This window comes from Cloacibacterium sp. (genome assembly GCF_047601505.1).
Taxonomy (GTDB): Bacteria; Bacteroidota; Bacteroidia; order Flavobacteriales; family Weeksellaceae; genus Cloacibacterium.
Genome location: NZ_JASGJD010000001.1, coordinates 1,478,021 through 1,501,157 on the forward strand (window position 1 = coordinate 1,478,021; position 23,137 = coordinate 1,501,157).

The 23,137-nt window shown below is 34.2% G+C and carries 16 protein-coding genes and 2 pseudogenes; all 18 read left to right on the plus strand.

Going from position 1 to position 23,137, the window contains the following annotated elements; genetic code table 11:
* Positions 1-7: 7 nt before the first annotated feature.
* Positions 8-2,797: a SusC/RagA family TonB-linked outer membrane protein gene (locus QM746_RS06970; RefSeq protein WP_414983555.1), complete on the plus strand. Its 2,790-nt coding sequence runs from the start codon at positions 8-10 to the stop codon at positions 2,795-2,797.
* Between the two features lie 12 nt (positions 2,798-2,809).
* A complete protein-coding gene (locus QM746_RS06975; protein WP_414983556.1) occupies positions 2,810-4,288 on the plus strand; it encodes a RagB/SusD family nutrient uptake outer membrane protein in 1,479 nt (492 codons plus the stop codon).
* Between the two features lie 11 nt (positions 4,289-4,299).
* The gene (locus tag QM746_RS06980) at positions 4,300-5,769 is read left to right on the plus strand and encodes a SusF/SusE family outer membrane protein (RefSeq protein WP_414983557.1); all 1,470 of its coding nucleotides are present in this window, start codon (positions 4,300-4,302) and stop codon (positions 5,767-5,769) included.
* A 91-nt stretch (positions 5,770-5,860) separates the two neighbouring features.
* On the plus strand, positions 5,861-8,338 hold the full coding sequence (locus tag QM746_RS06985; RefSeq protein ID WP_414983558.1) for a glycoside hydrolase family 31 protein: 2,478 nt from the start codon (positions 5,861-5,863) through the stop codon (positions 8,336-8,338).
* A 6-nt stretch (positions 8,339-8,344) separates the two neighbouring features.
* Positions 8,345-10,501, plus strand: a complete 2,157-nt coding sequence (locus tag QM746_RS06990; protein ID WP_414983559.1) for a glycoside hydrolase family 97 protein — start codon at positions 8,345-8,347, stop codon at positions 10,499-10,501.
* A gap of 10 nt (positions 10,502-10,511) precedes the next feature.
* A complete protein-coding gene (locus tag QM746_RS06995; protein ID WP_414983560.1) occupies positions 10,512-12,539 on the plus strand; it encodes a glycosyl hydrolase family 95 catalytic domain-containing protein in 2,028 nt (675 codons plus the stop codon).
* A 404-nt stretch (positions 12,540-12,943) separates the two neighbouring features.
* The gene (locus QM746_RS07000) at positions 12,944-13,255 is read left to right on the plus strand and encodes an RteC domain-containing protein (protein WP_414983561.1); all 312 of its coding nucleotides are present in this window, start codon (positions 12,944-12,946) and stop codon (positions 13,253-13,255) included.
* Positions 13,256-13,318: 63 nt separating this feature from the next.
* Positions 13,319-14,224: pseudogene (locus QM746_RS07005) on the plus strand (IS982 family transposase).
* 1 nt (position 14,225) lies between these two features.
* Positions 14,226-14,804 (plus strand): annotated as a pseudogene (locus QM746_RS07010) (RteC domain-containing protein).
* Between the two features lie 109 nt (positions 14,805-14,913).
* Entirely contained in the window at positions 14,914-15,171 is a 258-nt protein-coding gene (locus QM746_RS07015; RefSeq protein ID WP_414983562.1) for a helix-turn-helix domain-containing protein, read from the plus strand.
* A 296-nt stretch (positions 15,172-15,467) separates the two neighbouring features.
* Positions 15,468-16,166 carry a hypothetical protein gene (locus tag QM746_RS07020; protein WP_414983563.1) on the plus strand — a complete coding sequence of 233 codons (699 nt, stop codon included), beginning with the start codon at positions 15,468-15,470 and terminating at the stop codon, positions 16,164-16,166.
* Positions 16,129-16,770: an ATPase gene (locus QM746_RS07025; RefSeq protein ID WP_414983564.1), complete on the plus strand. Its 642-nt coding sequence runs from the start codon at positions 16,129-16,131 to the stop codon at positions 16,768-16,770. The genes QM746_RS07020 and QM746_RS07025 overlap by 38 nt, the downstream gene beginning before the upstream one ends.
* A 388-nt stretch (positions 16,771-17,158) precedes the next feature.
* Complete coding sequence (locus QM746_RS07030) at positions 17,159-17,380, plus strand: helix-turn-helix domain-containing protein (protein ID WP_414983565.1); 222 nt, start codon at positions 17,159-17,161, stop codon at positions 17,378-17,380.
* Entirely contained in the window at positions 17,377-18,591 is a 1,215-nt protein-coding gene (locus QM746_RS07035; protein ID WP_414983566.1) for a DNA cytosine methyltransferase, read from the plus strand. The genes QM746_RS07030 and QM746_RS07035 overlap by 4 nt, the downstream gene beginning before the upstream one ends.
* Entirely contained in the window at positions 18,588-20,816 is a 2,229-nt protein-coding gene (locus QM746_RS07040; protein ID WP_414983567.1) for an ATP-binding protein, read from the plus strand. The genes QM746_RS07035 and QM746_RS07040 overlap by 4 nt, the downstream gene beginning before the upstream one ends.
* 18 nt (positions 20,817-20,834) lie before the next feature.
* Positions 20,835-21,923, plus strand: coding sequence for a hypothetical protein (locus QM746_RS07045; RefSeq protein ID WP_414983568.1), 1,089 nt, complete (start codon positions 20,835-20,837; stop codon positions 21,921-21,923).
* 3 nt (positions 21,924-21,926) lie between these two features.
* Positions 21,927-22,337: a very short patch repair endonuclease gene (locus tag QM746_RS07050; RefSeq protein WP_414983569.1), complete on the plus strand. Its 411-nt coding sequence runs from the start codon at positions 21,927-21,929 to the stop codon at positions 22,335-22,337.
* A 6-nt stretch (positions 22,338-22,343) separates the two neighbouring features.
* Entirely contained in the window at positions 22,344-23,126 is a 783-nt protein-coding gene (locus QM746_RS07055) for a metallophosphoesterase (RefSeq protein ID WP_414983570.1), read from the plus strand.
* Positions 23,127-23,137: the final 11 nt, after the last annotated feature.

Below are 23,137 nucleotides of genomic sequence, written 5' to 3' on the forward strand. Positions count from 1 at the left end.
CTTATAAATGAAACCAAACTATTTGAGTAGTACAATTGCAATTGCTGCTTTATATCTTTCTGGAAGCCTATATGCACAGAAATCTGATACATTGAAAGAAAAGACAATAGAAGAGGTAGTAGTAATTGGCTATGGAAAAGCAAAAGCAAAAGATTTAACAGGATCAGTTTCTGTAATTAATCTTAACAAAACAGGGAATCAACCAGTTGCCGATATTGGGCAAGCAATTCAAGGACGGGCATCAGGAGTAACCGTTATCAATTCCGGAGAGCCCGGGAGTAATGTTACTTTCCGAATTCGTGGAACTGGAACTATCCAGAATAATAATCCATTAATTGTTGTAGATGGGATGCCTCTTAATGGGGGACTTAATCAGATTAACATGAGTGACGTAGAATCTATTAACATTCTTAAAGACGCTTCATCAACTGCTATCTATGGTTCTAGAGGAGCAAATGGTGTTGTAATGATTACTACAAAAAGAGGTACAAAAGGCGGAACTCTTAATTTTGATACTTTTACAGGAGTACAAAGTGTAAGTAATATGATTAAGGTTTTGGATGCTTCACAGTATGCACAACTTAATAATGAAATTCTTGCTAATGCAGGACTTACTACAAACCCAGAATTTTCTAATCCTTCAGTTCTTGGCTCTGGTACAGATTGGGTTAAAGCACTTTTTAGCCCTGCAATATTATCTAGCTACTCTCTTTCTTATGGCGATAGATCAGAGAAAAGTAATCTTTATGTATCTGCGAGTTATTTCAATCAAAAAGGTGTGGTTCTTAATACGGATTATGACAGATATATTGTTCAGCTTAATGGTGATACTAAAGTAAAACCGTTTCTTAAAATTGGAAATAGTGTAAAATTACAGCACGATATCAAAAAAAGTGGTGCTTATGATATCAAAGGAACTATTCTTTCTCTTCCAACAAGACCAATTTATGATACTAACGGTAATTGGGCAGGACCAGGAAGTAACCCATTATTGTACGGAGATATAGATAATCCTATTGGTAAGGCTACAATTGTTGAAAACTCTACCAAAGGTTATAATATCCAAGGAAATGTCTATGCTGAAGCAGAAGTTATTAAGGATTTGAAATTCAAAACTTTAGGAGGGGTTGAAGCTAATATCTGGTATAGTAGAACATGGTCTCCAAAATATAATTGGGGAGTAAAATCACAGGAAAATTCTTATCTTTATGAAGGTGATAATAGAAGTATAACACTGCTTTGGGATAATACTTTAACTTATGATAAAATTATAGGTAAGCACCATATTAATGCAGTAATAGGAAGTAGTGCTCAAAATAATAAATTTAATTATTTAAGTGCATCCGTACAGAAATTTGCTAGTGAAAATACACAACAAATAGATAACGGAATTCTTCAGCCTGTACAACATGGTAATATGTCAGAGTGGGCAATTATGTCTTATTTAGGACGTGTAAATTATAGCTTTGCAGAGAAATATTATCTTACAGCAACTATCCGTAGAGACGGTTCTTCAAGATTTGGTTTAGCGAATAGATGGGGATGGTTTCCTTCTGCAGCTTTGGCTTGGAGAATCTCTAATGAAGATTTTTTGAAAAACTCTACAGTTATCAATAACTTAAAACTTAGATTAGGATATGGTATTACGGGAAATCAAGAGATAGGTAATTACTCTTTTTCTTCTTCATATAATACGTACCTGTATAATTTTAATAACACTTATGTAAGTGCGGTTATCCCAACCGTATTGCCTAATCCAAATGTAAAATGGGAAGGGCAAGAACAATATAATGCAGGTTTTGATTTAGATATTTTCAATAGTAGAATTAGCTTAATTGTTGACGGGTATATTAAAAATACCAATGATATGCTTGTACCAATGTCTGTGCCTGTAACTTCTGGTTATTCAGATGTTTATGTTCCGTCTATTAACGCAGGTAAAATTCAGAATAAAGGCATTGAAGTTACTTTATCTACTAAGAATTTTGTAAAAAATAATTTTAGATGGTCTACAGATGCCGTTTTTTCTTATAATAAAAACAATGTTGAAAGTATTAATAGTGATACCCCTATTATTACAGCTAGCGGAGGATTGAATAGTGCAATTGGATTAATTCAGGCTGGTTATCCTGTTAATGTTTTTTATGGTTATATAACAGACGGGATATTTCAAAATCAATCACAAGTAGATGCTCATGCAGTTCAGATGCCAGGGTCTAATTCAGCAACAAGTACAGCGTCAGGAGATATTAGATTTAAAGATCTTAATAATGACGGTGTTATCAATGATAAAGATCGTACAGTAATTGGAAATCCTAACCCAAAATTTACCTTCTCTTTAAACAATACCTTTAATTATAAGAATTTTGATTTAACTATATTCTTACAAGGAAGTTATGGTAATGATATTTTCAATGCCAATAGAATGTACACAGAATCTATGTCAATTATTACCAATCAAAATGCCTCTGTTCTTACAAGATGGAATGGTGAGGGAACTAGCAATACTATGCCAAGAGCAATATATGGGGATCCTAATCAAAACTCAAGAGTGAGTGACAGATATATTGAGGATGGTTCTTACATAAAAATTAAAAATGTTAATTTAGGTTATACACTTCCTAAAGGTGTTTTTGGGCAAAATTTCAATCTTGTTAAAGTTTTTGTTTCTGCTCAAAATCTTATAACATGGACAAAGTATTCAGGCTTTGATCCAGAAGTACCAGTGAATGGTATTGATAATGGGACTTATCCTATCACCAGAACAGTTTCCCTAGGATTAAATGTTGGATTTTAAATTATAATCAAAATGAAAAAAATAAAAATTGTATTATATGCCTTTTTCACTCTTACAATGATAAATTGTAATGATGATTTTTTAGATAAAACACAGCCGGATACCATTAATACCGGAAATTATCCCAAAACTGCTGAAGAACTTTCAACATTGGTTAATGGTGCTTATCAGCCATTACAACGTCCCAAGCTTTATAATATGAGAATGTGGACAAGTGATATTTTCGCAGGTAACAGTATTGTAGGTGCTGGAGGTGGAGATGATGGTATTGAAACCACGCAACTCTCTAATTTTGTTACAAGTACAGATAATCAAGGAGTTTTAGACCTTTGGAGAGGTCCATGGCCGGGGATTCTTTCATCAAATATTATTATTAAAACAGCACCTACTTTAAATATTGATGATACCCTTAGAAATAGATCTTTGGGAGAAGCATATTTTTTAAGAGCGCATTATTATTTTATTTTGGTGAGATTTTTTGGTGATGTTCCTTTAGTTACAGAACCACAAGATGTAAATGGTGATTTATATCCTGCTAGAGCTCCAAAAGCAGAAATTTATAATTTGATTATTTCAGATTTGGAAAAAGCAATCCAGTTTTTACCAACAAAACAACAATATAGCAGTAATGACAAAGGAAGAGCAAGCAAAGGTGCTGCAATTGGTGCTTTAGCAAAAGTATATCTTACTTTGGGAAATTGGCAAAAAGTAGTAGAACTTACTACACAATTAGAAGGGATGGGCTATGCTCTTAATACAGACTATTCAGACAATTTTAATGTTAATACAGAAAATTCCGTAGAATCTCTTTTCGAAGTACAATATGCCTCTGATGGTGGTTATGATTTTTGGAGTAATGAAAATCAGGCTTCATGGGCTAGTACATTTATGGGACCTCGTGGTTCTAATTTCGTAGGTGGTGGATGGGGCTGGAATCAACCAACTCAGGAATTTGTAAATAGCTACGAAGTAGGAGACAAAAGAAAAGATAAAACTATTTTCTACCAAGGATGTCCATATTATGATGGTAAAGAATATAAAGCAAGTTATTCTCTTACAGGATATAATGTTAAAAAATTTTTAGTTCCCCTGTCTGCATTCCCATCCTATGACAATAGCCCGCTTAACTTTCCAATAATGCGCTATGCAGAGGTTTTATTAATGAAAGCAGAAGCTCTTAATGAATTAGGACAAACTTCTCTGGCGTTGGCTCCTCTTAATACTGTTAGAACCAGAGCCGGGTTGCCAAATGTTACCTCTGGACTTTCACAAGCTGCATTCCGAGAAAAAGTCTTGCACGAAAGAAGAATGGAGCTTGCTTTTGAAGGGCAAAGATGGTTTGATCTTATTCGTGTAAATAATGGACAATACGGGTTAGATTTTCTCCATTCTATCGGAAAAACTAATGCAGCAAACAAGCATCTTGTATTGCCTATTCCTCAAATAGAAAGAGATAGAAATCCTAATCTCACACAAAATCCTGGATATTAAAATAAATAATTATGAAATCAATTAAAATTATAAAAAACTGGAATAAGAAGTTTTTATGGATTATGTCTATGCTATTACTAGTAGCTATTGCATGTAGAGAGGAACTCAATCAGGAAAATTTTGAGACTAGTGAATTATCAATAAAAACATCTGAAATAAGCGAATTGCTTCCTAATATGTTCAACTCTAAATTTGCATTTACTTGGACACCAGCAAACAATCAAGGAACTAGTTCAGCAATTTCATATAAACTAGAGATTGATAAAAAAGAAAATAATTTTTCTAATGCTCAAACTTATGAAATTGGAAAAAATGTATATTCTTACGAAATTCCTATCGGTGATCTTAATACTATGCTGATTGAAAAATTTGGCGCTACGCCTGGTAATGCCATAAATATGCAGGTTCGTATTACTGCTACTTTTACTAATGAAACCATAAAACCTCAAGTTGCAATAACAGATTTTACCCTTACACCTTTTAAACCATTTACCAAAACATTATACATTCTTGGAGATGCAACACTAAATGGATGGGATATTACGAATGCCACAGAACTTACACAAAATGCAAACAACCCAACTGAATTTGTTTATTATGGACAACTGAAAGCTGGTAATTTTAAATTTACAGTAAGTAAAAACGATTGCTGGTGTCAAGATTTTTACAACAGAGATCCTAGTGACGATGGAAAGATTGTATATAATCAAGGCGGTAATGGTACAGATTTACAATGGACAATTGATATAGCGAGTTTGTATAAGGTTACAGTAAATGTTTTAGAAAATACTATTAAAATAGACAAAATGAATGGGCCTCAATTCTCTGATGTTTGGATTGTAGGTGATACATCACCAAGTGGTTGGGATGTTAATAATCCGGTCGCTCTGAAGCAAGATCTAAGTAACCCGTTTATTTTCACTATAGAATGTAGCCTCAAGGAAGGTAATTTCAAATTTCTTACCGGTACAAGAGGAGATTGGTGCGGACAATGGTATCGTCCACTTGTAAATAATCAAGATCTTGTAGCTACTGGTATGGTACAAAACTCTGGATGTACTGGTGATAATAGCTGGAAAGTAACCTCTGCAGATGCTGGGAGATATTTAATTACACTTAATACAGCAGATAATACCATAAAATTCGAACCAATTAATGTTTATTTAATTGGTGATGCTACTCCTAACGGCTGGAATATGGGAACTTTATCCCCAATGCAGAAAAACGGTAGTGTTTACACTTGGACAGGTAACCTTAAGGCTGGTGCTTTTAAATTTACCAAATTCAATACAACTTGGTGTGACGGAACCGAATTGGTAGCTGTTTCTCCGGATCAAAGTATTTCTAATGGCGCTTTTCAGGAAAGAGTGAAATGTGCTGGTGGAGATGCAACTGATTATAAATGGAAAGTTAATGCTGGAGATTCAGGGACACATACTATTACTTTAAATTTAGATACTAATTTGCTTGAAATTAAGTAGTTTTTCACATGTTGTCACATGGCTTTATAGCCATGTGATTTTTTATGTTCTTTAAAATTATTCTAATTTCTATAACTGAAAAATAAAAATAATGATAAAAAAATTGTGTTTTCTAATTATATCATTAATCTGTTCTACATCAATAATTTCAGCTAATGAATGCATTTCTTATTCAAAAAAAGGAAATCAGGTTATATTTAATTGCAAAGATGGCTCAAAGCTTTCGTTAACAATCAACAGCAGCTCTGTTGTGAAAGTTTGGTTCGACCAGTTAGGTAAGTTCTCTCGTCAGAATCCATCTTTTGCGATAGTTAATGATCAATTGGAAAATGTCAGCGATATATCAGTGAACGAAGAACCTTCTGCCTACGAGATCTTTACTTCAAAACTAAGAATCCGCGTCAACAAAAATCCTATGCAACTCCAGATTTTTGACAAATATCAGAAACTGGTTTTTAGCGATTATAACGACAAAGGAAATGTCCCAAACGGGATAGGTATAAAATCTTACAAAAACCTAAGAAGCGATGAGCAGTTTTTTGGTTTGGGCGAGAAAACAGGAACGCTCAACAGAAGAGGCAAAAATTACAAAATGTGGAACAGCGACAAACCTTGTTACTCTACCACAGAAGACCCGATTGCCAAGAGTATCCCGTTTTTTATGAGCAGTTATAATTATGGGATTTTCCTTGATAACACTTATAAAAGCGAGTTCAAATTCGGGACAGAATCAGATGATTATTATTCCTTCGAAGCTCCGAATGGCGCATTTGTCTATTATTTTATTTTCGGGAAAGATTATAAAGATATTCAGAAACAGTACATCACGTTGACAGGACAACCGATAATGCCTCCAAAATGGGCACTTGGTTTTGCACAAAGCCGTGGTTTGTACACCAGAGAAGATCAGGCGCTGGAAGTGGCGGCAGAATTCCGTAAACGCAAAATTCCGATTGATGTGATTTATCAGGATATTGGCTGGACGCAGAATCTTCAGGATTTCGAATGGAGAAAAGGCAATTACAAAGATCCGAAAGGAATGCTGAAAAAATTGAAATCCAATGGTTTCAAAATGATTGTCTCACAAGATCCCGTTATTTCAAAAAAAGATAATAGACAATACATAGAAGCCAACAAACTGGGTTATTTTGTAAAAGATGTCCGCACAGACAAAGCTTACGAAATGCCGTGGCCATGGGGTGGAAACTGTGGTGTTGTCGATTTTACACTTCCTGCCGTGGCAGATTGGTGGGGAAAATATCAGCAAAAACCATTGGATGATGGGGTCAGCGGCTTTTGGACAGATATGGGCGAGCCAGCTTGGAGCAATGAGGAAGATACCGATAGACTGAATATGAAACACCATCTTGGGATGCACGATGAGATTCACAATGTTTTTGGATTAACTTGGGACAAAGTGGTAAAAGAGCAGTTTGATAAGAGAAATCCTAATAAGCGTATTTTCCAGATGACGCGCTCGGCTTATGCCGGTTTGCAGCGTTACACATTTGGTTGGACTAACGACAGCGGAAACGGGAACGATGTTCTCGACGGTTGGTCACAAATGGAAAATCAGGTTGCTGTTGGTATTTCCGCAGGTTTGGGAGGAATCCCGTTCTGGACAACCGATATTTCTGGCTATTGCGGAGATATTACAGATTATCCAGCAATGGCAGAACTCTATACAAGATGGATGCAGTTTGGCGTGTTTTGTCCGCTTAGCCGTGCTCACCACGAAGGGGACAATGTAGTAGAACCTTGGAAATTTGGAGAAGTGGCAGAGAAAAATACCAAAGCCGCCATCGAACTGAAATACCAACTTTTTCCTTACTTATACACTTATTCCAGAAAAGCACACGATACGGGATTGCCGATTACAAGAGGTCTTTTTATGGAATATCCTAAAGATTTGGAAGCCGCAAAAATCGACAATCAGTTTATGTTCGGCGAAGAGATTCTTGTGGCACCAATTCTCAAAAAAGGGGAAAGGGTAAAACGGGTTTATTTCCCGGATGGCGAATGGATCGATTTTAACGATAAAAAAACCGAATATCTTGGAGGCGAAAAACTGCCTTACAAAGCACCGCTCAACACCATCCCGATTTTTGTAAAAAAAGGGTCAATTGTGCCGATGATGCCTATTATGCAATACATTGGTGAGAGAAAAGATTATCCCATAACCTTCCATGTTTTCCCGAATTATGAAGATGAGAAAGCAAGTTTCACATTGTATGAAGATGAGGGAGAAAATCAGGATTATCTCAAAGGTATTTTTTCATTGACAAACATCATTTGTACGACGGTTTCAATCGGTTATAACATTGATATTTCACCTGAAGATAAAGGGTTTCATCAGTCTGATAAAAGAAATTTTGTTCTCAGTATCTTGAGTGATAAAAAACCAACTTCGGTTTATATCAATGGAAGCGTAGCAACTTGGATTCCGTTGGAAAAATTAAATATTGATAATGATTTCTCGCAACAATGGAGCTGGGATGAAAATGGGAAAAAATTGCTGGTGAAAACACCAGATCAAAGAAAAAAAATAAATATTAAAATAAATAATTAATAGAAAATGAAGAAGTTATTATTGCTTATTGCATTAAATTTTGTAAGCCTTGTTTTTGCACAACAGCTCCAATCTCCAGACGGAAAAATTGTGATGAATTTTTCTATTCAGAATGGTGGTTTCCCTACCTATCAACTTAACTATAAGGGTAAAGAAATCATTAAACCGAGTAAATTGGGCTTTGAGCTGAAAACCAAAGATGCACCTGCAAATGATGCCCGTAATTTTTTGAACAACAATTTTGCAATCACTGGTTCAGAAACAGCCAAGTTTGATGAAACTTGGACGCCAGTTTGGGGTGAAACAAAAACCATCCGCAACCATTACAACGAGATTTTGATTCACCTAAAACAAAGCGGAACAGACCGCTTGGTAGATGTTCGTTTCCGTTTGTTTGATGACGGATTAGGTTTCCGTTACGAGTTTCCTCAACAAAAAAATCTGGTTTATTTCACCATAAAAGAAGAGAAAACTCAGTTTGCGATGACGGGCGATCATACAGCGTATTGGATTCCCGGCGATTATGATACGCAGGAGTACAACTATACAACATCAAAATTGTCAGAAGTCAGAGGGCTGATGTCTAAATCTTATGAAAAAGGAAATGTGTCTCAAACTTCATTTTCGCCAACTGGTGTTCAGACTTCTTTGATGATGAAAACAGCAGATGGTATTTATATCAACCTGCACGAAGCAGCTTTAATAGATTATTCTTGTATGCACCTTAATTTGGATGATAAAAACCTAGTGTTTGAATCTTGGTTAACACCGGATTCTCATGGGGATAAAGGTAAAATGCAGGCGCCACGCCACACACCTTGGAGAACCATTATCGTGAGCGACGATGCCAGAAATATCTTAGCATCCAAAATGACTTATAACCTGAATGATCCTAGCAAAATCACGGATACATCTTGGATCAAACCAACAAAATACGTGGGGGTTTGGTGGGAAATGATTTCTGGTAAGAGCAGTTGGTCTTACACCGATGAATTTCCCTCTGTACAGCTAGGCGTTACGGATTACAGCAAAGCAAAACCAAACGGAAAACACGGCGCCAACAATGCCAACGTAAGACGTTATATTGATTTTGCTGCGAAAAATGGTTTTGCTGCTGTTTTGATAGAAGGCTGGAATACCGGTTGGGAAGACTGGTTCGGGAACGATAAAGATTACGTTTTTGATTTCGTAACACCTTATCCGGATTTCGATATAAAAGCTTTGAACGATTATGCCCATTCCAAAGGCATTAAGCTGATTATGCACCATGAGACTTCGGGATCTATCAGAAACTACGAACGCCATATGGATGCAGCTTACAAACTGATGAACAAATACGGCTATGATGCGGTGAAAAGTGGTTATGTAGGAAACATCCTTCCTGTTGGTGAAACACATTACAGCCAATGGACAAACAACCATTACCAATATGCCATAGAAAAAGCAGCAGATTATAAAATTATGGTGAATGCACACGAGGCGGTTCGTCCGACAGGGATTGCCAGAACTTATCCTAACCTTATTGGTAACGAATCTGCAAGAGGTACAGAATATCAAGCATTCGGGAATGATAGAAACAATCCAAATCACGTTACATTGCTACCTTTCACCAGGCTAATTGGTGGCCCAATGGATTATACACCGGGAATTTTCCAAATGGATGTTACCAACGGGTCGCACGTTAATGCAACGATAGCCAACCAATTGGCGTTGTATGTTACAATGTACAGCCCTTTGCAAATGGCAGCTGACTTCCCAGAAAATTATGAAAAATTCTCAGATGCTTTCCAATTCATCAAAGATGTAGCAGTAGATTGGGATGACAGCAAGTATCTTGAAGCTGAACCCGGGCAATATATTACTGTAGCCAGAAAAGCAAAAGGTACTGACAAATGGTTTGTAGGAAATGTTTCTGGTTACAAGCCTTTCAAATCAAAAATTTCTTTTGATTTCTTGGATAAAGGCAAACAATACATTGCAACAATTTATTCTGATGCTAAAGATGCCGATTATCTTAAAAATACACAGGCTTACAACATCCGAAAAGTGTTGGTAACCAGCAAATCAAAATTAGAGCAACTTTCTGTTCCAGGCGGCGGTTATGCCATCAGCATTGTTCCGGTAAAAGATAAAGCAGAAATTAAAGATTTAAAATCATTGTAAACCTTTTATAATGCGTAAAAACAAATGCTGTAAAATAGTTTTGATCGCCCTATTATGTGTGACGACATTCCATGCGCAGCAGAAAAAATCACTCTGGACTATTGAGGCAACCAGCACCGACAACTATGTCGGTGCGCCCATAGCCAGCGGAAAAATAGGGATTCTTCCTTGGAAAGAGCCGTTTTCTGTGCAGCACGTGATGCTGAATCACGTATTTGATATTGGTGATGCTGGCGTAAATCAGGCTTTGCAGGGTATCAATCCGTTTCATCTGGAAATGGTGGTGAATCAGCAGAAAGTCGACTCCAAATCCATTACCAATTGGAAACAGTCGATTGATATGAAAAAAGCCATTCACAGCACCTCTTTTACCATTCCGGGTAAAGCGGAAATTAAATATCATATTGCAGCACTCAGGAATTTACCTTATTCCGGATTGATTGAAATTGAAGTCAAAGCTTTAGACAATATCAGCATTCAATGCCTTAACCAAATGAATATTCCTGGCGGCTATATCGATATTAAAAACCGTTTGGTAACAGCGAATGTTGGTCTGGATGGCGGTAAAGCAATGATTTTGGAAACCGAAGCGTCTTCTGTTAAAAAAGCCCATAATGTGGTAGCTTCGTCCGAATTTATTTTTGACAGAAATAAACTGACGGTCAGAAATGAAAATCAACAGAAAAATATCCTTGAAGGTCAAATCAAGAAAGGGGAGACCATTAAGTTTTCTTTGGTAGGTTCAGTTTGTACAACACGGGATTTCAACGATCCGAAAAGTGAAGCCGAACGAGAAGTGATTTATGTTTCGTTTTTAGGAACAGACCGAATCCTGAATGAACATTATGCGCTTTGGGACAAGCTTTGGAAAGGTGATATTGAGGTGGAAGGCGATGATGAAGCCCAATTGGTGGCAAGGTCAGCCTTGTTTAATCTCTATTCTAATGCCTTGGAAAATTCGAGGTTGAGCATTTCTCCAATGGGATTGTCCGGAACTTTTTACAGCGGACATATCTTTTGGGATTCCGAAATCTGGATGTACCCGCCGATGCTTTTTATGAATCAGGGCATTGCCAAATCTATGATTGATTACCGAACCGACCGTTTGCGAGCTGCAGAAAACCGCGCACTATCTTATGGTTACAAAGGCGCAATGTTTCCTTGGGAATCGGATGACAAAGGCGAAGAAGCAACGCCGATTAATGCGTTGACAGGACAGTTTGAACATCATATCACTGCCGATGTCGCTATTGCGTTCTGGAATTATTATCAGATGACGAAAGATAAAGATTGGTTGATGAAAGAAGGTTTTCCGGTGTTGCAGAAAATCGCTGAATTCTGGACGTCCAGAGCGGTAAAAAACTCTGACGGAACCTATTCTATCAATTATGTGATTGCGGCCGATGAATATGCAGAAGGCGTGGACGATAATGCTTTTACCAACGCAGTTGCCAAAAAAGCCATGGAATATGCTTCCCAAGCAGCTATTATTTGTGGTAAAAAAGCACCTGAAATTTGGAGGCAAATCAGTGAAAAGTTGGTCATTAACAAAATGTTGAACGGCATAACGTTGGAATACAAAGGCTATAATGGACAAATGATAAAGCAAGCTGATGCGAATCTATTGGCTTATCCTTTAGGAATTATTAATGACGATGGCCAGATAAAAAAAGATTTATCCTATTACTCTGGAAAAGTCGATGAAAACAATGGTCCGGCGATGACATTTTCGGTTTTTTCCGTTCAGTATGCCAGATTGGGAGATGCAGAAAAAGCATATTTCTATTTCAAAAAAGCATACCAACCGAACCAAAGACCACCTTTTGGCGTGTTAGCGGAAACCACGACTAGTTCCAATCCTTACTTTATGACAGGTGCTGGCGGAATTTTACAAACATTCATCAATGGATTTGGTGGTCTAGAAATTACAGAAAATGGAATTATTCAACACAAAACGGCCCTTCCTAAACATTGGAAAAAGCTGATGATAAAAGGCGTTGGTAAAGATAGAAAAGATTTTATTTTAACTAGACAGTAAAGTTTGTTTGTAATCAGAAAGGTATTGATTTTTTGTATGTATTATTCTCTATGTTATCATTGTTTTTTAGAGATTGTCTTAAAAGACAGTCTCTTTTTTAATTTAATTCTTTAGAAATTTTATTTTTTAATAAAGAATAATAGTTTTTTCACAATGCCTCTTTAATTTTTTTAGGTAATGAACAATTGGAGGAGGATTCGTTTATGATTTTTAACTTCACTTTTACTTGAGAAAATTGAGTTCAATATAATAATATCTGGTCTTTCGGGTTTATGTTCAAGACTTCGAACTTTTTGATTCTGTGTTTTGTTATTGAATGAATTAGAGAGTATTAGTCAATTATATATTTAGTTTTTGTGTTATATTAATTTCTTTTTAAGACAATTTTTTCAGGATAAAAAATTATGAAACAAAATTTTTTAATGGAGCTTAAGAAAATTAATGAACAACTTAATTTCATAGACCTTGAGATAGATGATGCTGTGCTAAAATGTGAAAAGTCTGTTGAGGTTATTATTACAACAATACAAAATGTAAAAAAGGAAATTTTGAGGACTGTTTTTAAATCTGTAAGTGAAGAAATTCATTTCTTTAAGGAAATAAAACCTCAGTTCACCTCTAAACGGATTTATTATAATTCAGTTTATAGGATAGAAACCAAAAAACCATCGGGTAGTACTAGAATATTAAATAAACCCGTTGTGCATTATGAATAAAAAGAATAAAGTTGTTCATTCGATTTAAAATCAGTAAATTGTTTTTACCACAAAACATTTACAATGAACAACTTGCAAGCAAATTACGAAAGAAACCAACGAAGTGGTTCGACGGAGTCAATTTTGGAAGTTTTAAGAAAAATATCCAGTGAAAATCTTCTATCTTATCAAAGACGAGTGCCAAAACTAAAAGATTTGGAATTGATTAGTCTCGTTCTAACTGCTGAATTTATGGGAATTGATAGTGAAAACCATCTTTTTCGCCATATCCCCGATACACTTGGGCAAAAAATAGATCGAAGTGTCTATAATCGACGGAAACGCAGATTAGCCAGTAAGATTAATGAAATAAGAATGAAACTGGCAAGAAGTTTTAACGAACATGAGAAGTTCTTTATCATTGATAGTATGCCTGTAGAAGTTTGCAAACTTTCCAGAAGTCACACCTCAAAAATTTGTAAAGATGCTTAATATTGTTATCCAAACAGAGGTTTTTGTGCCTCCCAACAAATGCATTTTTATGGTTACAAACTTCATGCGGTTTGTTCTATAAGTGGAATTTTCCAAAGTATCGATTTAAGTCCAGCCTCTGTTCACGACATTCACTATTTAAAAGATATTAAAGAACAATTGTCAGATTGTACATTACTTGGGGATAAAGGATATTTGTCATCTGAAATTCAAATTGATTTATTCAATTATGCAAATATAGAATTAGAAACGCCCAAAAGAGTGAATCAGAAAGATTACAGACCTCAATTTTATTTGTTCAAAAAACAGAGAAAGAGAATTGAGACACTGTTTTCGCAATTATGTGACCAATTTATGATTAGACGTAATTATGCAAAGAGTTTTGAGGGATTTAAAACCAGAATATTAGCTAAAATAACAGCTTTAACCGTTGTGCAATTCATCAATAAAGTCTATTTCAAGCGAAATATCAATAATTTAAAAGTCAATATTATCTAAAATGCACAACGGGTTAAAGAAGTATTACAATAATGAACTTGAAAAACTCAAAAGATACTTTGATGATAACCTCGATTTCTATAAATATTACAGAACCAAAAGTACATATCTTGATTATAAATATTTCGTAAGAAGTTCTTTTGACATTAAACAGAGTCTGGATAATTTCTACTATGAAGCCGACCTTAACTTTACCGCCTCCCACGATTTTAAAATAGCGAAGATTTTAGCTCACGATCTGCTGCAGCTTTATTTGGAAGATTGTATAAAACTTTTGGATAGGAAAAGCAATAAATTGATTACCCAACGCAACCCCAACGCAAAATTGATATGGACAGGCTCAAAAATAGCGTTAACAGAATTATTATATGCTCTTCAAACCGAAGGAGTTTTCAATAATGGCTCTGCAGACTTGAAAATGATAGCAGAATTTTTTGAGGATAATTTCAGTTTAGATCTTGGGTAATATCGCCGTAACTTCCTTGAAATAAGGGCAAGAAAAGAAAATCGGACTAAGTTTCTAGACACACTGAAAACCAATCTTCTTAAAAGAATGGACGATACAGATGAATCTTTTTGATAAAAATTCATACCCAACACGACCTCCGTTGTGAATTAGAATCATTCAAAACGCACAATTTTGCCATAGAAGGTTGAAAGAATCCATCAACAAACAAAAAATTAAAATTATGGCAGTCAGCATCATCACCAAAGAAGATCTTCATGAATTCAAAACCGAATTGCTGGAAGAAATTAAAAGTTTGTTTCATATCAAGACATCAGAGCAGAAATTATGGCTTCGTTCTTCAGAAGTCAAAGCACTCCTCAAGATTTCATCAGGAACTCTGCAAAACCTCCGTATAAATGGAACATTACGATACTCCAAAGTTGGTGGAACAATCTACTACAACTATCAGGATATAGAAAAGCTCTTCAACGAAAAATAATGTCATTGCGAGAAAGAGGAACGACGACGAAGCAATCTGTATAATTCCTAGGAACGAGGAATCTGTCACTCTGAGCCTGTCGATGAGTCTATCAACCATTAACCGACAACCATCAACTACTATGATACATCCGCCACCTCACAGGCTTCTACGACAAAATCCAACAGGATGAACGCCTGAACCCAACACATATCAGTTTGTATCTCGCACTATTTCAGTTTTGGAATATCAACCATTTCCAAACCCCAATCAGTATTTCCCGAAACGAAATGATGAGGTTAAGCAAAATCTCAGCTTTGGGAACATACCACAAATGTATCAAAGAACTGCAAAATTTTGGCTATATCGAATACATTCAGTCGTTTAATCCATATAAAGGCAGTTTGGTAAATCTCTACAACTTTGAAAATTCAGATGTTCAGCATTTGAACAAGAAGTATAGCAAAAAACAAACAACCTCCGAACAAGTATTGAACCAGCACTATATCAAAAACGATACAAGTAATAGACAAGCATTGATACCTTCTATAAACAATACAAACATAGTAAACAATAAAACTATTGTAACCCCACCCGAAACTGTCATTGCGAGAAATGAAGCAAAGCGAAATGACGAAGCAATCTCAGATTCACACGCTGTCACGCTGAGCGGAGTCGAAGCGTCTCTATCAACTAACAACCATCAACCGACAACCAATTTCCATCCACCTCACATTTCCGAAATCCAAATGTATTTCGCAGAAAAAGAAGCATCACAGGAAGAAGCTGAAAAATTTTTCAATCACTACGAAAGCAATGGCTGGTTAGTCGGTGGAAAATCCAAAATGAAAAATTGGCAGGCAGCTGCAAGAAATTGGTTGCTGAATTCCAAAAAATTTAATGTCATTGCGAGCGAAGCGAAGCAATCTGCCATTCAGAACTCAACAAAAAATCTCACCACAACTAAATCCAATCTCAATGCAACTACCGAGAAAAGTTATCGAGAGCCGTTATGATTACAACAAAATTATTCCCTGGTTCCGAAGAAAAGCGTCAAAATTCATCGGCAAAGAATATATTATTTCAGAATCCGAAAAAGGAATTGTTTTCGCTCTTGTAGCGTGGATGCTAAAAGATGATTTAGTAGCAAAAGAAATGAATTTTGACCTCAACAAAGGGATTTTGTTGTCTGGACCAATTGGTTGTGGAAAAACAACATTATTCAAAATTTTGCGATATTGTGATTTCCTGGCATCAAAATATGGTATTGTTTCAACCCGTCATATTGTGTCAGAGTTTATGCAATCCGGTTATGAAATTTTAGAAAAATATTCCAACGGCAACTTTAGTCACGACATCAGAACCCCAAAAGCCTATTGTTTTGATGATCTTGGCACAGAAACCACTTCCAAATACTTTGGCAACGACTGTAACGTGATGGCGGAAATCCTTCTTACAAGATATGACCTTTTTGTAGAAAAAGGAATCATTACCCACCTCACCACCAATCTCTCCGCTACCGAAATCGAGTCCCAATATGGCAATCGTCTTCGTTCCAAGATGAGAGAAATGTTTAATCTTTTTGGATATGACGAAAATTCTGGAGATAAACGAAAATGAACGAGGCTGCTTCGGAGTTACAAGGAACTTTTAACGAGTTTATTCTATTTGCGATATACTACGAAATGTGTAATAAATCGCAAACAGTATATTTTTTTTGTCCCAATTATGGTAAATTTTTGGGACAAACTTTTATTTGATGTAAGTGATATTAGAAGAGCTTTGATTTTGAAACATGGATAAAAGAATATTGAATAATTAAGAAATAATGGAGTGAAATAAACAATCTACATATGGCTTTACAATATTATTTCGGCATTTTTTGGTGTTTAACTTGTTCAGATAACTAGAAATATTAAAGCTAAAATGAAATAATTTATAGAAAATCTAAAAAAATGTATAGAATTATTGAAAATAAAGAATATATTTGAATAGCTAAAAATATTTGATGACAAATTTGGGAAAAATTTTTAAAGAAAAACTAGTAAATAAATCTGCTATATCAAGAATAACTGGAATAAGTTCAGCAAGATTAAGTGAACTTAGTAGAAATGAAAATACTGTAATGAAAGCTAAGGAGTTATACCTGATTGCTTTAGCTCTGGAAATTTCGGTTGAAGAAATTGCAGAAAAACTATATGGCCATTTGAAACTTGAAAAAATAAAATGAGTAAACTAAATTTTATAGATCTGTTTGCGGGTGCATCCGGAATGTCTGAAGGCTTTATTAATGCAGGATTTAATCCTATTGCTCATATTGAAATGAATGAAGAAGCCTGCTTTACAATAAAAACAAGAGCAGCTTATCATTATCTCAAATCAAAGAAAAAATTAGATGTATATTATAGATATATAAAGAAGGAAATAAACCGGGAAGAATTTTACAAAAATATACCGGATGAAATTTTAAATTCTGTTATAAATGTTGAAATAGACGATAATTCAATAAAAAGAATTTTCAAAAAGCTCAGCGAAGAAAGACAAAATATTGATTTAATAATTGGTGGTCCGCCTTGTCAGGCATATTCCCTGTTAGGAAGGCACCAGGATAATATAGAAAATGATCCGCGTAATAAATTATATATTCAATACGGGAGATTTCTAAAAGAATTTAGTCCTAAAGCATTCGTTTTTGAAAATGTTCCAGGAATTTTAAGTGCAAATAAAGGGCAGCATTTTAAAAACTTAAAAACATATTTCAGAAAGCTTGGTTATGAAGTGTATCACGCTACACTTGATGCATCAGATTATGGAGTTGTACAGGCTAGAAAGAGAATTATAATTATTGGATGGAAAAAAGAATCTGATTTTGGATTTCCCGATTTTGAAAAATCAGAAAAAAAATATACCGTAAATGAAGCATTTCAGGATTTACCGAAATTAAAACCTGGCGAGGGGTATCAGTATATAAGTTACAAAGAAAAAAAAAATAAGTATCTTGAAAAATTTAATCTGCGAAACGGAATTGATTTTGTCACCCAACATATTTCCCGACCTCACAACAAAAGGGATTTAGCTATTTACAAAACTGCTATTCACAAGTGGAATCACGAGCAGATAAGAATAAAATATCCGGACTTACCGGAGAAATTAAAAACACATAAAAATGAAGATTCATTTATTGATAGATTTAAAGTTGTCAATGGAACAGGAGTCTCACATACAGTTGTAGCGCACATAGCGAAAGACGGACATTATTACATACACCCTGATGAAGAGCAATGTCGTTCTATATCGGTGAGAGAAGCTGCCAGATTACAGTCTTTTCCTGATGATTTCTATTTCGAAGGTTCGCGTTCTGCCGCATTTAAACAGATAGGTAATGCCGTTCCACCGTTAATGGCATATGCTATTGCAAAAAAAATGAAAGATCTATTATGAGCGAAGAATTTAAAATTAAAGATGGTTTATATAAAATAAGACCTGCAGGAAGACATATCATTACAATTGGCAAAGATCTTATAAAAGATAAATATGCAGCAATTGTTGAGCTAGTTAAAAATGCTTATGATGCAGACTCTCCAGTATGTAAAGTTTCATTATTACCTTTTGAAAAGAAAATCTTTGAAGGAAATGAAGAAAAGATATTAAAAGGAATAAGAGTTATCATAAAAGATGAAGGTCACGGAATGTCTTTTGAAACTGTTACAGATAAGTGGATGGTTCCTTCTACTGATGATAAATTATATAGAAAACTTAGTCCGAAAAAAAGAATAATGCAAGGCAAAAAAGGAATTGGCCGTTATTCTGCATCTATAATTGGTGATGATTTGGTTTTGCAAACCATTGATGAATCTGGAGACTTAACTACTTTATATTTAATTTGGCAACATTTTGAGGATGCTAAATATCTAAGCGATGTTGATGTATTGATTGAAAATTTTAAAACTAATAGAACTAGTGGCACTGAAATAATTATAATGGGTGACGAAAATCACCTTTATGAATGGGATGCTAAACAATTAAAGAATTTAAAATCAGAATTAAAAAAACTTATTCCTCCAATAGAAAAAGATCTAAAAAATGAAGATGAGGATCAGTTCAAAATAATTCTTGAATTAGGAAACTTCCCTTTTGAAGGTTATTCAAATGTCACCGAAATAATAGAACCATATCCACTATTTGAGTTATTCGATTATAGAATAGCAGGAAGTGTATCCAAGGATGGCACTGCTAAGTTAAAGTTTGAAAACAATAGAATTAAAGGTTCTCCGATTGAAGAATTAAAGGAGTTCAAGATTTTACTTAATCAGGATTCAAATGAAAATAAGCAGAATTATTGTGATGAACTTAGGGTAGATTTTAGAGTATTCGATAGGGATCCTGCTTCTATTGACGGTCTAATAGAAAGAGGATTAAAGGATCCATTAACAGGTGAATATGTGGGAAGAAGAGAGGCTCGCATTATTCTGGATACATTTAATGGTGTCGGAGTTTACCGAAATGGTTTTAGAATAAGACCATTAGGGGATGCAGGATTTGATTGGTTATACTTAGACAACGAAAGAGTTCAAAATCCGTCGCTAAGAGTAGGCTGTGACCAAGTAATCGGATTTATTCATATACAATCAGAGGATTCCTCCGGACTAGTTGAAAAATCTGCGAGAGATGGTTTGAGAGAAAATGCAGAATATTTCGGTTTGAGAGAAATAGCAAAACAAGTTTTGAAAGAACTTGAAAACAGAAGATTTGCTTACAGACAAAGTGTAGGGTTAGGAAGAAGTAATAGAGATATAAATGAAAAAATAAAAGCTCTCTATAATTTTAAGGATCTCCAAGAAAAAATTGATAAAGAACTCGATGTTTTAGGTATCGAGAAAGATAAAAGGGATAAGATAAATAAAATAATTTCCGACAAAGAGGAGAAGAGTAATAAGATTGCAGATGAATTAAAACAAGTAATTGCTTTATATCAGGGACAAGCTACTGTTGGAAAAATTGTTAATGTAGTTTTGCACGAAGGACGAAAACCTCTGGGATATTTTAAAAATCAAATACCTTTAATTTATGATTGGTCAAAAGAATTGGAAAATAATTTTAGTCAGGAGCTGCTGGATAAAATAATTAATAGGTTATCAGTTGTAGAAGAACAAGGACAAATTTTCATTAATCTTTTTGGAAAATTAGATCCATTGTCCGCAAAAAAAAGAGATCGTAAAAAAGACTTTAATCTACTTGATACTATTAATAATGTTTTAGATGTATTTCTTCCATATTTAAAGGATATAGAAGTGAAAATTAATTGTGATACCAACCAAACAGTATATGGTTGGAAAGAAGATTTTTATATTGTTCTCACTAACCTGGTTGATAATAGTTTGTACTGGTTGCAGAGTAATGGAGATAAATCTAAAAAGATAAGTATAAATGTGTATGAAGAAGATGATTTACTTATTATTGAATATAGAGATTCAGGACCAGGTATAGAAAAACATTTAATTGAAAATGAAGTTATTTTTGAACCTGAATTTAGTAATAAAACTGGTGGAGGAACAGGACTTGGGCTTGCAATAGCTGGAGAAGCTATTGATAGAAATGATGGTGATTTAAAGGCTATATATTCTGAAGATGGTGCTTTTTTTAAAATAGAAGTAAAAATACAATAAAATAAAAAACTAAAAACTATGAAATTATTAATTGTAGAAGATGACAAAAGTCAGATTCAGCTTTATGAAGATGTAATTGACTCTTTTAACAAAAAAAACGACTTTCAAATTACAACTTTAGCCATTGATAATTTAGAAGATGCTAAGCAGGCATTGTTAAGTTCAGATTATGATGCAGCAATTGTGGATTTAAAATTATCTTCCAATTCAATCGAATTAGAAGGTATGGAATTGGTAAACGAAATTGTTGACAAACTGAGATTTCCCCTTTTTATTGTTTCTGGCAGTATCTCCCAAATTGAAAGAGAAGAAAATTTTCTTTTTAAAAAAAGATCAAGAGATGGAAATTTTCAAAATGTTCTTTCTGAATTAAAAGAGATTTATGATACAGGCATTATACAAATTTTAGGAAAGAAAGGTAAAATAGATGAATATCTAAATAAAATATTTTGGGAGCATTTATCATCTTCAATGGATATCTGGATTAATGATGATTCAAGAACTTCAGAACAAAAACATAAAGTATTATTAAGATATATTTTACTACATATACAAGAGTATTTAGAACTAACAACAGAATCAAATTTTGAGAATTATCATCCTGCAGAAATATACATTACGCCACCTATTAAAAATATATTATTCACAGGAGATGTATTAATTGAAAATGAATCTCAAAAAAGATTTATTATACTTACTCCGTCTTGTGATTTAGCTCACAAAGGTAAAACCGAAAATGTTTTATTGGTTGAAATAGAGCATAAAGAAAATGGACTGATTTCAGAATTAAAGTCAATCATTAAAGATGCTGAAATAGGTAAAGACAGAAAAAATAATGCTACATCTAAACTGAAAAATTTAATAAAAAATAATGTCCCTAAATATCATTTTTTACCTGACTATAAAGACATATCTGCTGGATTGATTGACTTTCAATTGTTGAAGTCAGTTCCTAAAAATGAAACTATTAATAATTACACAAGATTAACATCTGTAAATAATAGCTTTACTAAAGATATTGTTGCGCGATTTTCTTTTTATTATTCTAGGCAAGGATCTCCGGATTTTAACATAGACGAAATTTATGATTCTATTATAAAAGCTTAATTTATGGACGTCCATACCCCTGAGCAACGCTCAAAAAATATGCGGGCTATAAAAGCAACAGAAACTAAAGATGAAGTTCGTTTGGCAAAAGCATTATGGCATTTAGGGTATAGATATCGCAAGAATGATAAATCAGTTTTCGGAAAACCTGATTTAACTTTTAAAAATCATAAAGTAGCCATTTTTGTTGATAGTGAATTCTTTCACGGTAAAGATTGGGAAACACAAAAATTTAGGATAAAATCTAATCAGGAATTCTGGCACAAAAAAATTGGACGAAATATAGAACGGGATAAGGAAGTAAACGAATACCTGACTAATAATGGATGGACTATATTAAGATTTTGGAGTAAAGAAGTAAAGAATAACCTTTGGGAATGTATCAATAGAATAACAAGTGAAATTGAAAATTAATTTTTTATGCTCCTCCAGTACTGCTCAGACTTACATTTAGAATTTCTGGACAATAAAAATTTCCTAAAAGAAAACCCGATTCAGCCAAAAGCAGAAATACTACTTTTGGCAGGAGATATTATTCCATTTGCCGTTTTAGATCAACATCAGGACTTCATAACGTATTTGTCAAACCATTTCAAAAAGGTATTTTGGATTCCGGGTAATCACGAATATTATTACAGTGATATTAGCGAAAGAACCGGAAGCTTTGAGGAAAGAATTAGAGAGAATGTATTCCTTCTGAATAACAAAGTGAAAGAAATAGAAAATACAGAATTAATATTTTCAACACTTTGGTCGAAAGTTTCAGAGAAAAAACGTTTTATCATTCAGCAATCATTATCAGATTTTAGAGTAATTAAGAAAGGAAACCAATTATTTAATACGGAAGATTATAATGTATTATATCAGGAAAATTTAGATTTTCTGAAAAATGTGATTCCCTCTAAAAATGATAATAAGAAAATTGTTATCACGCATCACGTTCCAACCTTTCTTCATTATCCGGATCAATATAAAGATAGTATAATTAATGAAGCTTTTGCAGTAGAATTAGAAGATGTTATAAAAAGAACTGAAATAGATTATTGGATATATGGACATCATCATAGTAATACTAAAGATTTTACTATTGGACATACTAAACTAATTACTAATCAATTGGGATATGTTAAATATGGAGAAAATGTGGGTTTTAGAAATGATGCTGTTATAGATATTGCTAACGATAAAGTTATTGATAATTAATATAATAAACC

Excerpts from the sequence above, each read along its gene's own strand:
- QM746_RS06970 (WP_414983555.1), top strand. The coding sequence starts at position 8 with ATGAAACCAAACTATTTGAGTAGTACAATTGCAATTGCTGCTTTATAT.
- QM746_RS06975 (WP_414983556.1), top strand. The coding sequence starts at position 2,810 with ATGAAAAAAATAAAAATTGTATTATATGCCTTTTTCACTCTTACAATG.
- QM746_RS06980 (WP_414983557.1), top strand. The coding sequence starts at position 4,300 with ATGAAATCAATTAAAATTATAAAAAACTGGAATAAGAAGTTTTTATGG.
- QM746_RS06985 (WP_414983558.1), top strand. The coding sequence starts at position 5,861 with ATGATAAAAAAATTGTGTTTTCTAATTATATCATTAATCTGTTCTACA.
- QM746_RS06990 (WP_414983559.1), top strand. The coding sequence starts at position 8,345 with ATGAAGAAGTTATTATTGCTTATTGCATTAAATTTTGTAAGCCTTGTT.
- QM746_RS06995 (WP_414983560.1), top strand. The coding sequence starts at position 10,512 with ATGCGTAAAAACAAATGCTGTAAAATAGTTTTGATCGCCCTATTATGT.
- QM746_RS07000 (WP_414983561.1), top strand. The coding sequence starts at position 12,944 with ATGAAACAAAATTTTTTAATGGAGCTTAAGAAAATTAATGAACAACTT.
- QM746_RS07015 (WP_414983562.1), top strand. The coding sequence starts at position 14,914 with ATGGCAGTCAGCATCATCACCAAAGAAGATCTTCATGAATTCAAAACC.
- QM746_RS07025 (WP_414983564.1), top strand. The coding sequence starts at position 16,129 with ATGCAACTACCGAGAAAAGTTATCGAGAGCCGTTATGATTACAACAAA.
- QM746_RS07030 (WP_414983565.1), top strand. The coding sequence starts at position 17,159 with ATGACAAATTTGGGAAAAATTTTTAAAGAAAAACTAGTAAATAAATCT.
- QM746_RS07035 (WP_414983566.1), top strand. The coding sequence starts at position 17,377 with ATGAGTAAACTAAATTTTATAGATCTGTTTGCGGGTGCATCCGGAATG.
- QM746_RS07040 (WP_414983567.1), top strand. The coding sequence starts at position 18,588 with ATGAGCGAAGAATTTAAAATTAAAGATGGTTTATATAAAATAAGACCT.
- QM746_RS07045 (WP_414983568.1), top strand. The coding sequence starts at position 20,835 with ATGAAATTATTAATTGTAGAAGATGACAAAAGTCAGATTCAGCTTTAT.
- QM746_RS07050 (WP_414983569.1), top strand. The coding sequence starts at position 21,927 with ATGGACGTCCATACCCCTGAGCAACGCTCAAAAAATATGCGGGCTATA.
- QM746_RS07055 (WP_414983570.1), top strand. The coding sequence starts at position 22,344 with ATGCTCCTCCAGTACTGCTCAGACTTACATTTAGAATTTCTGGACAAT.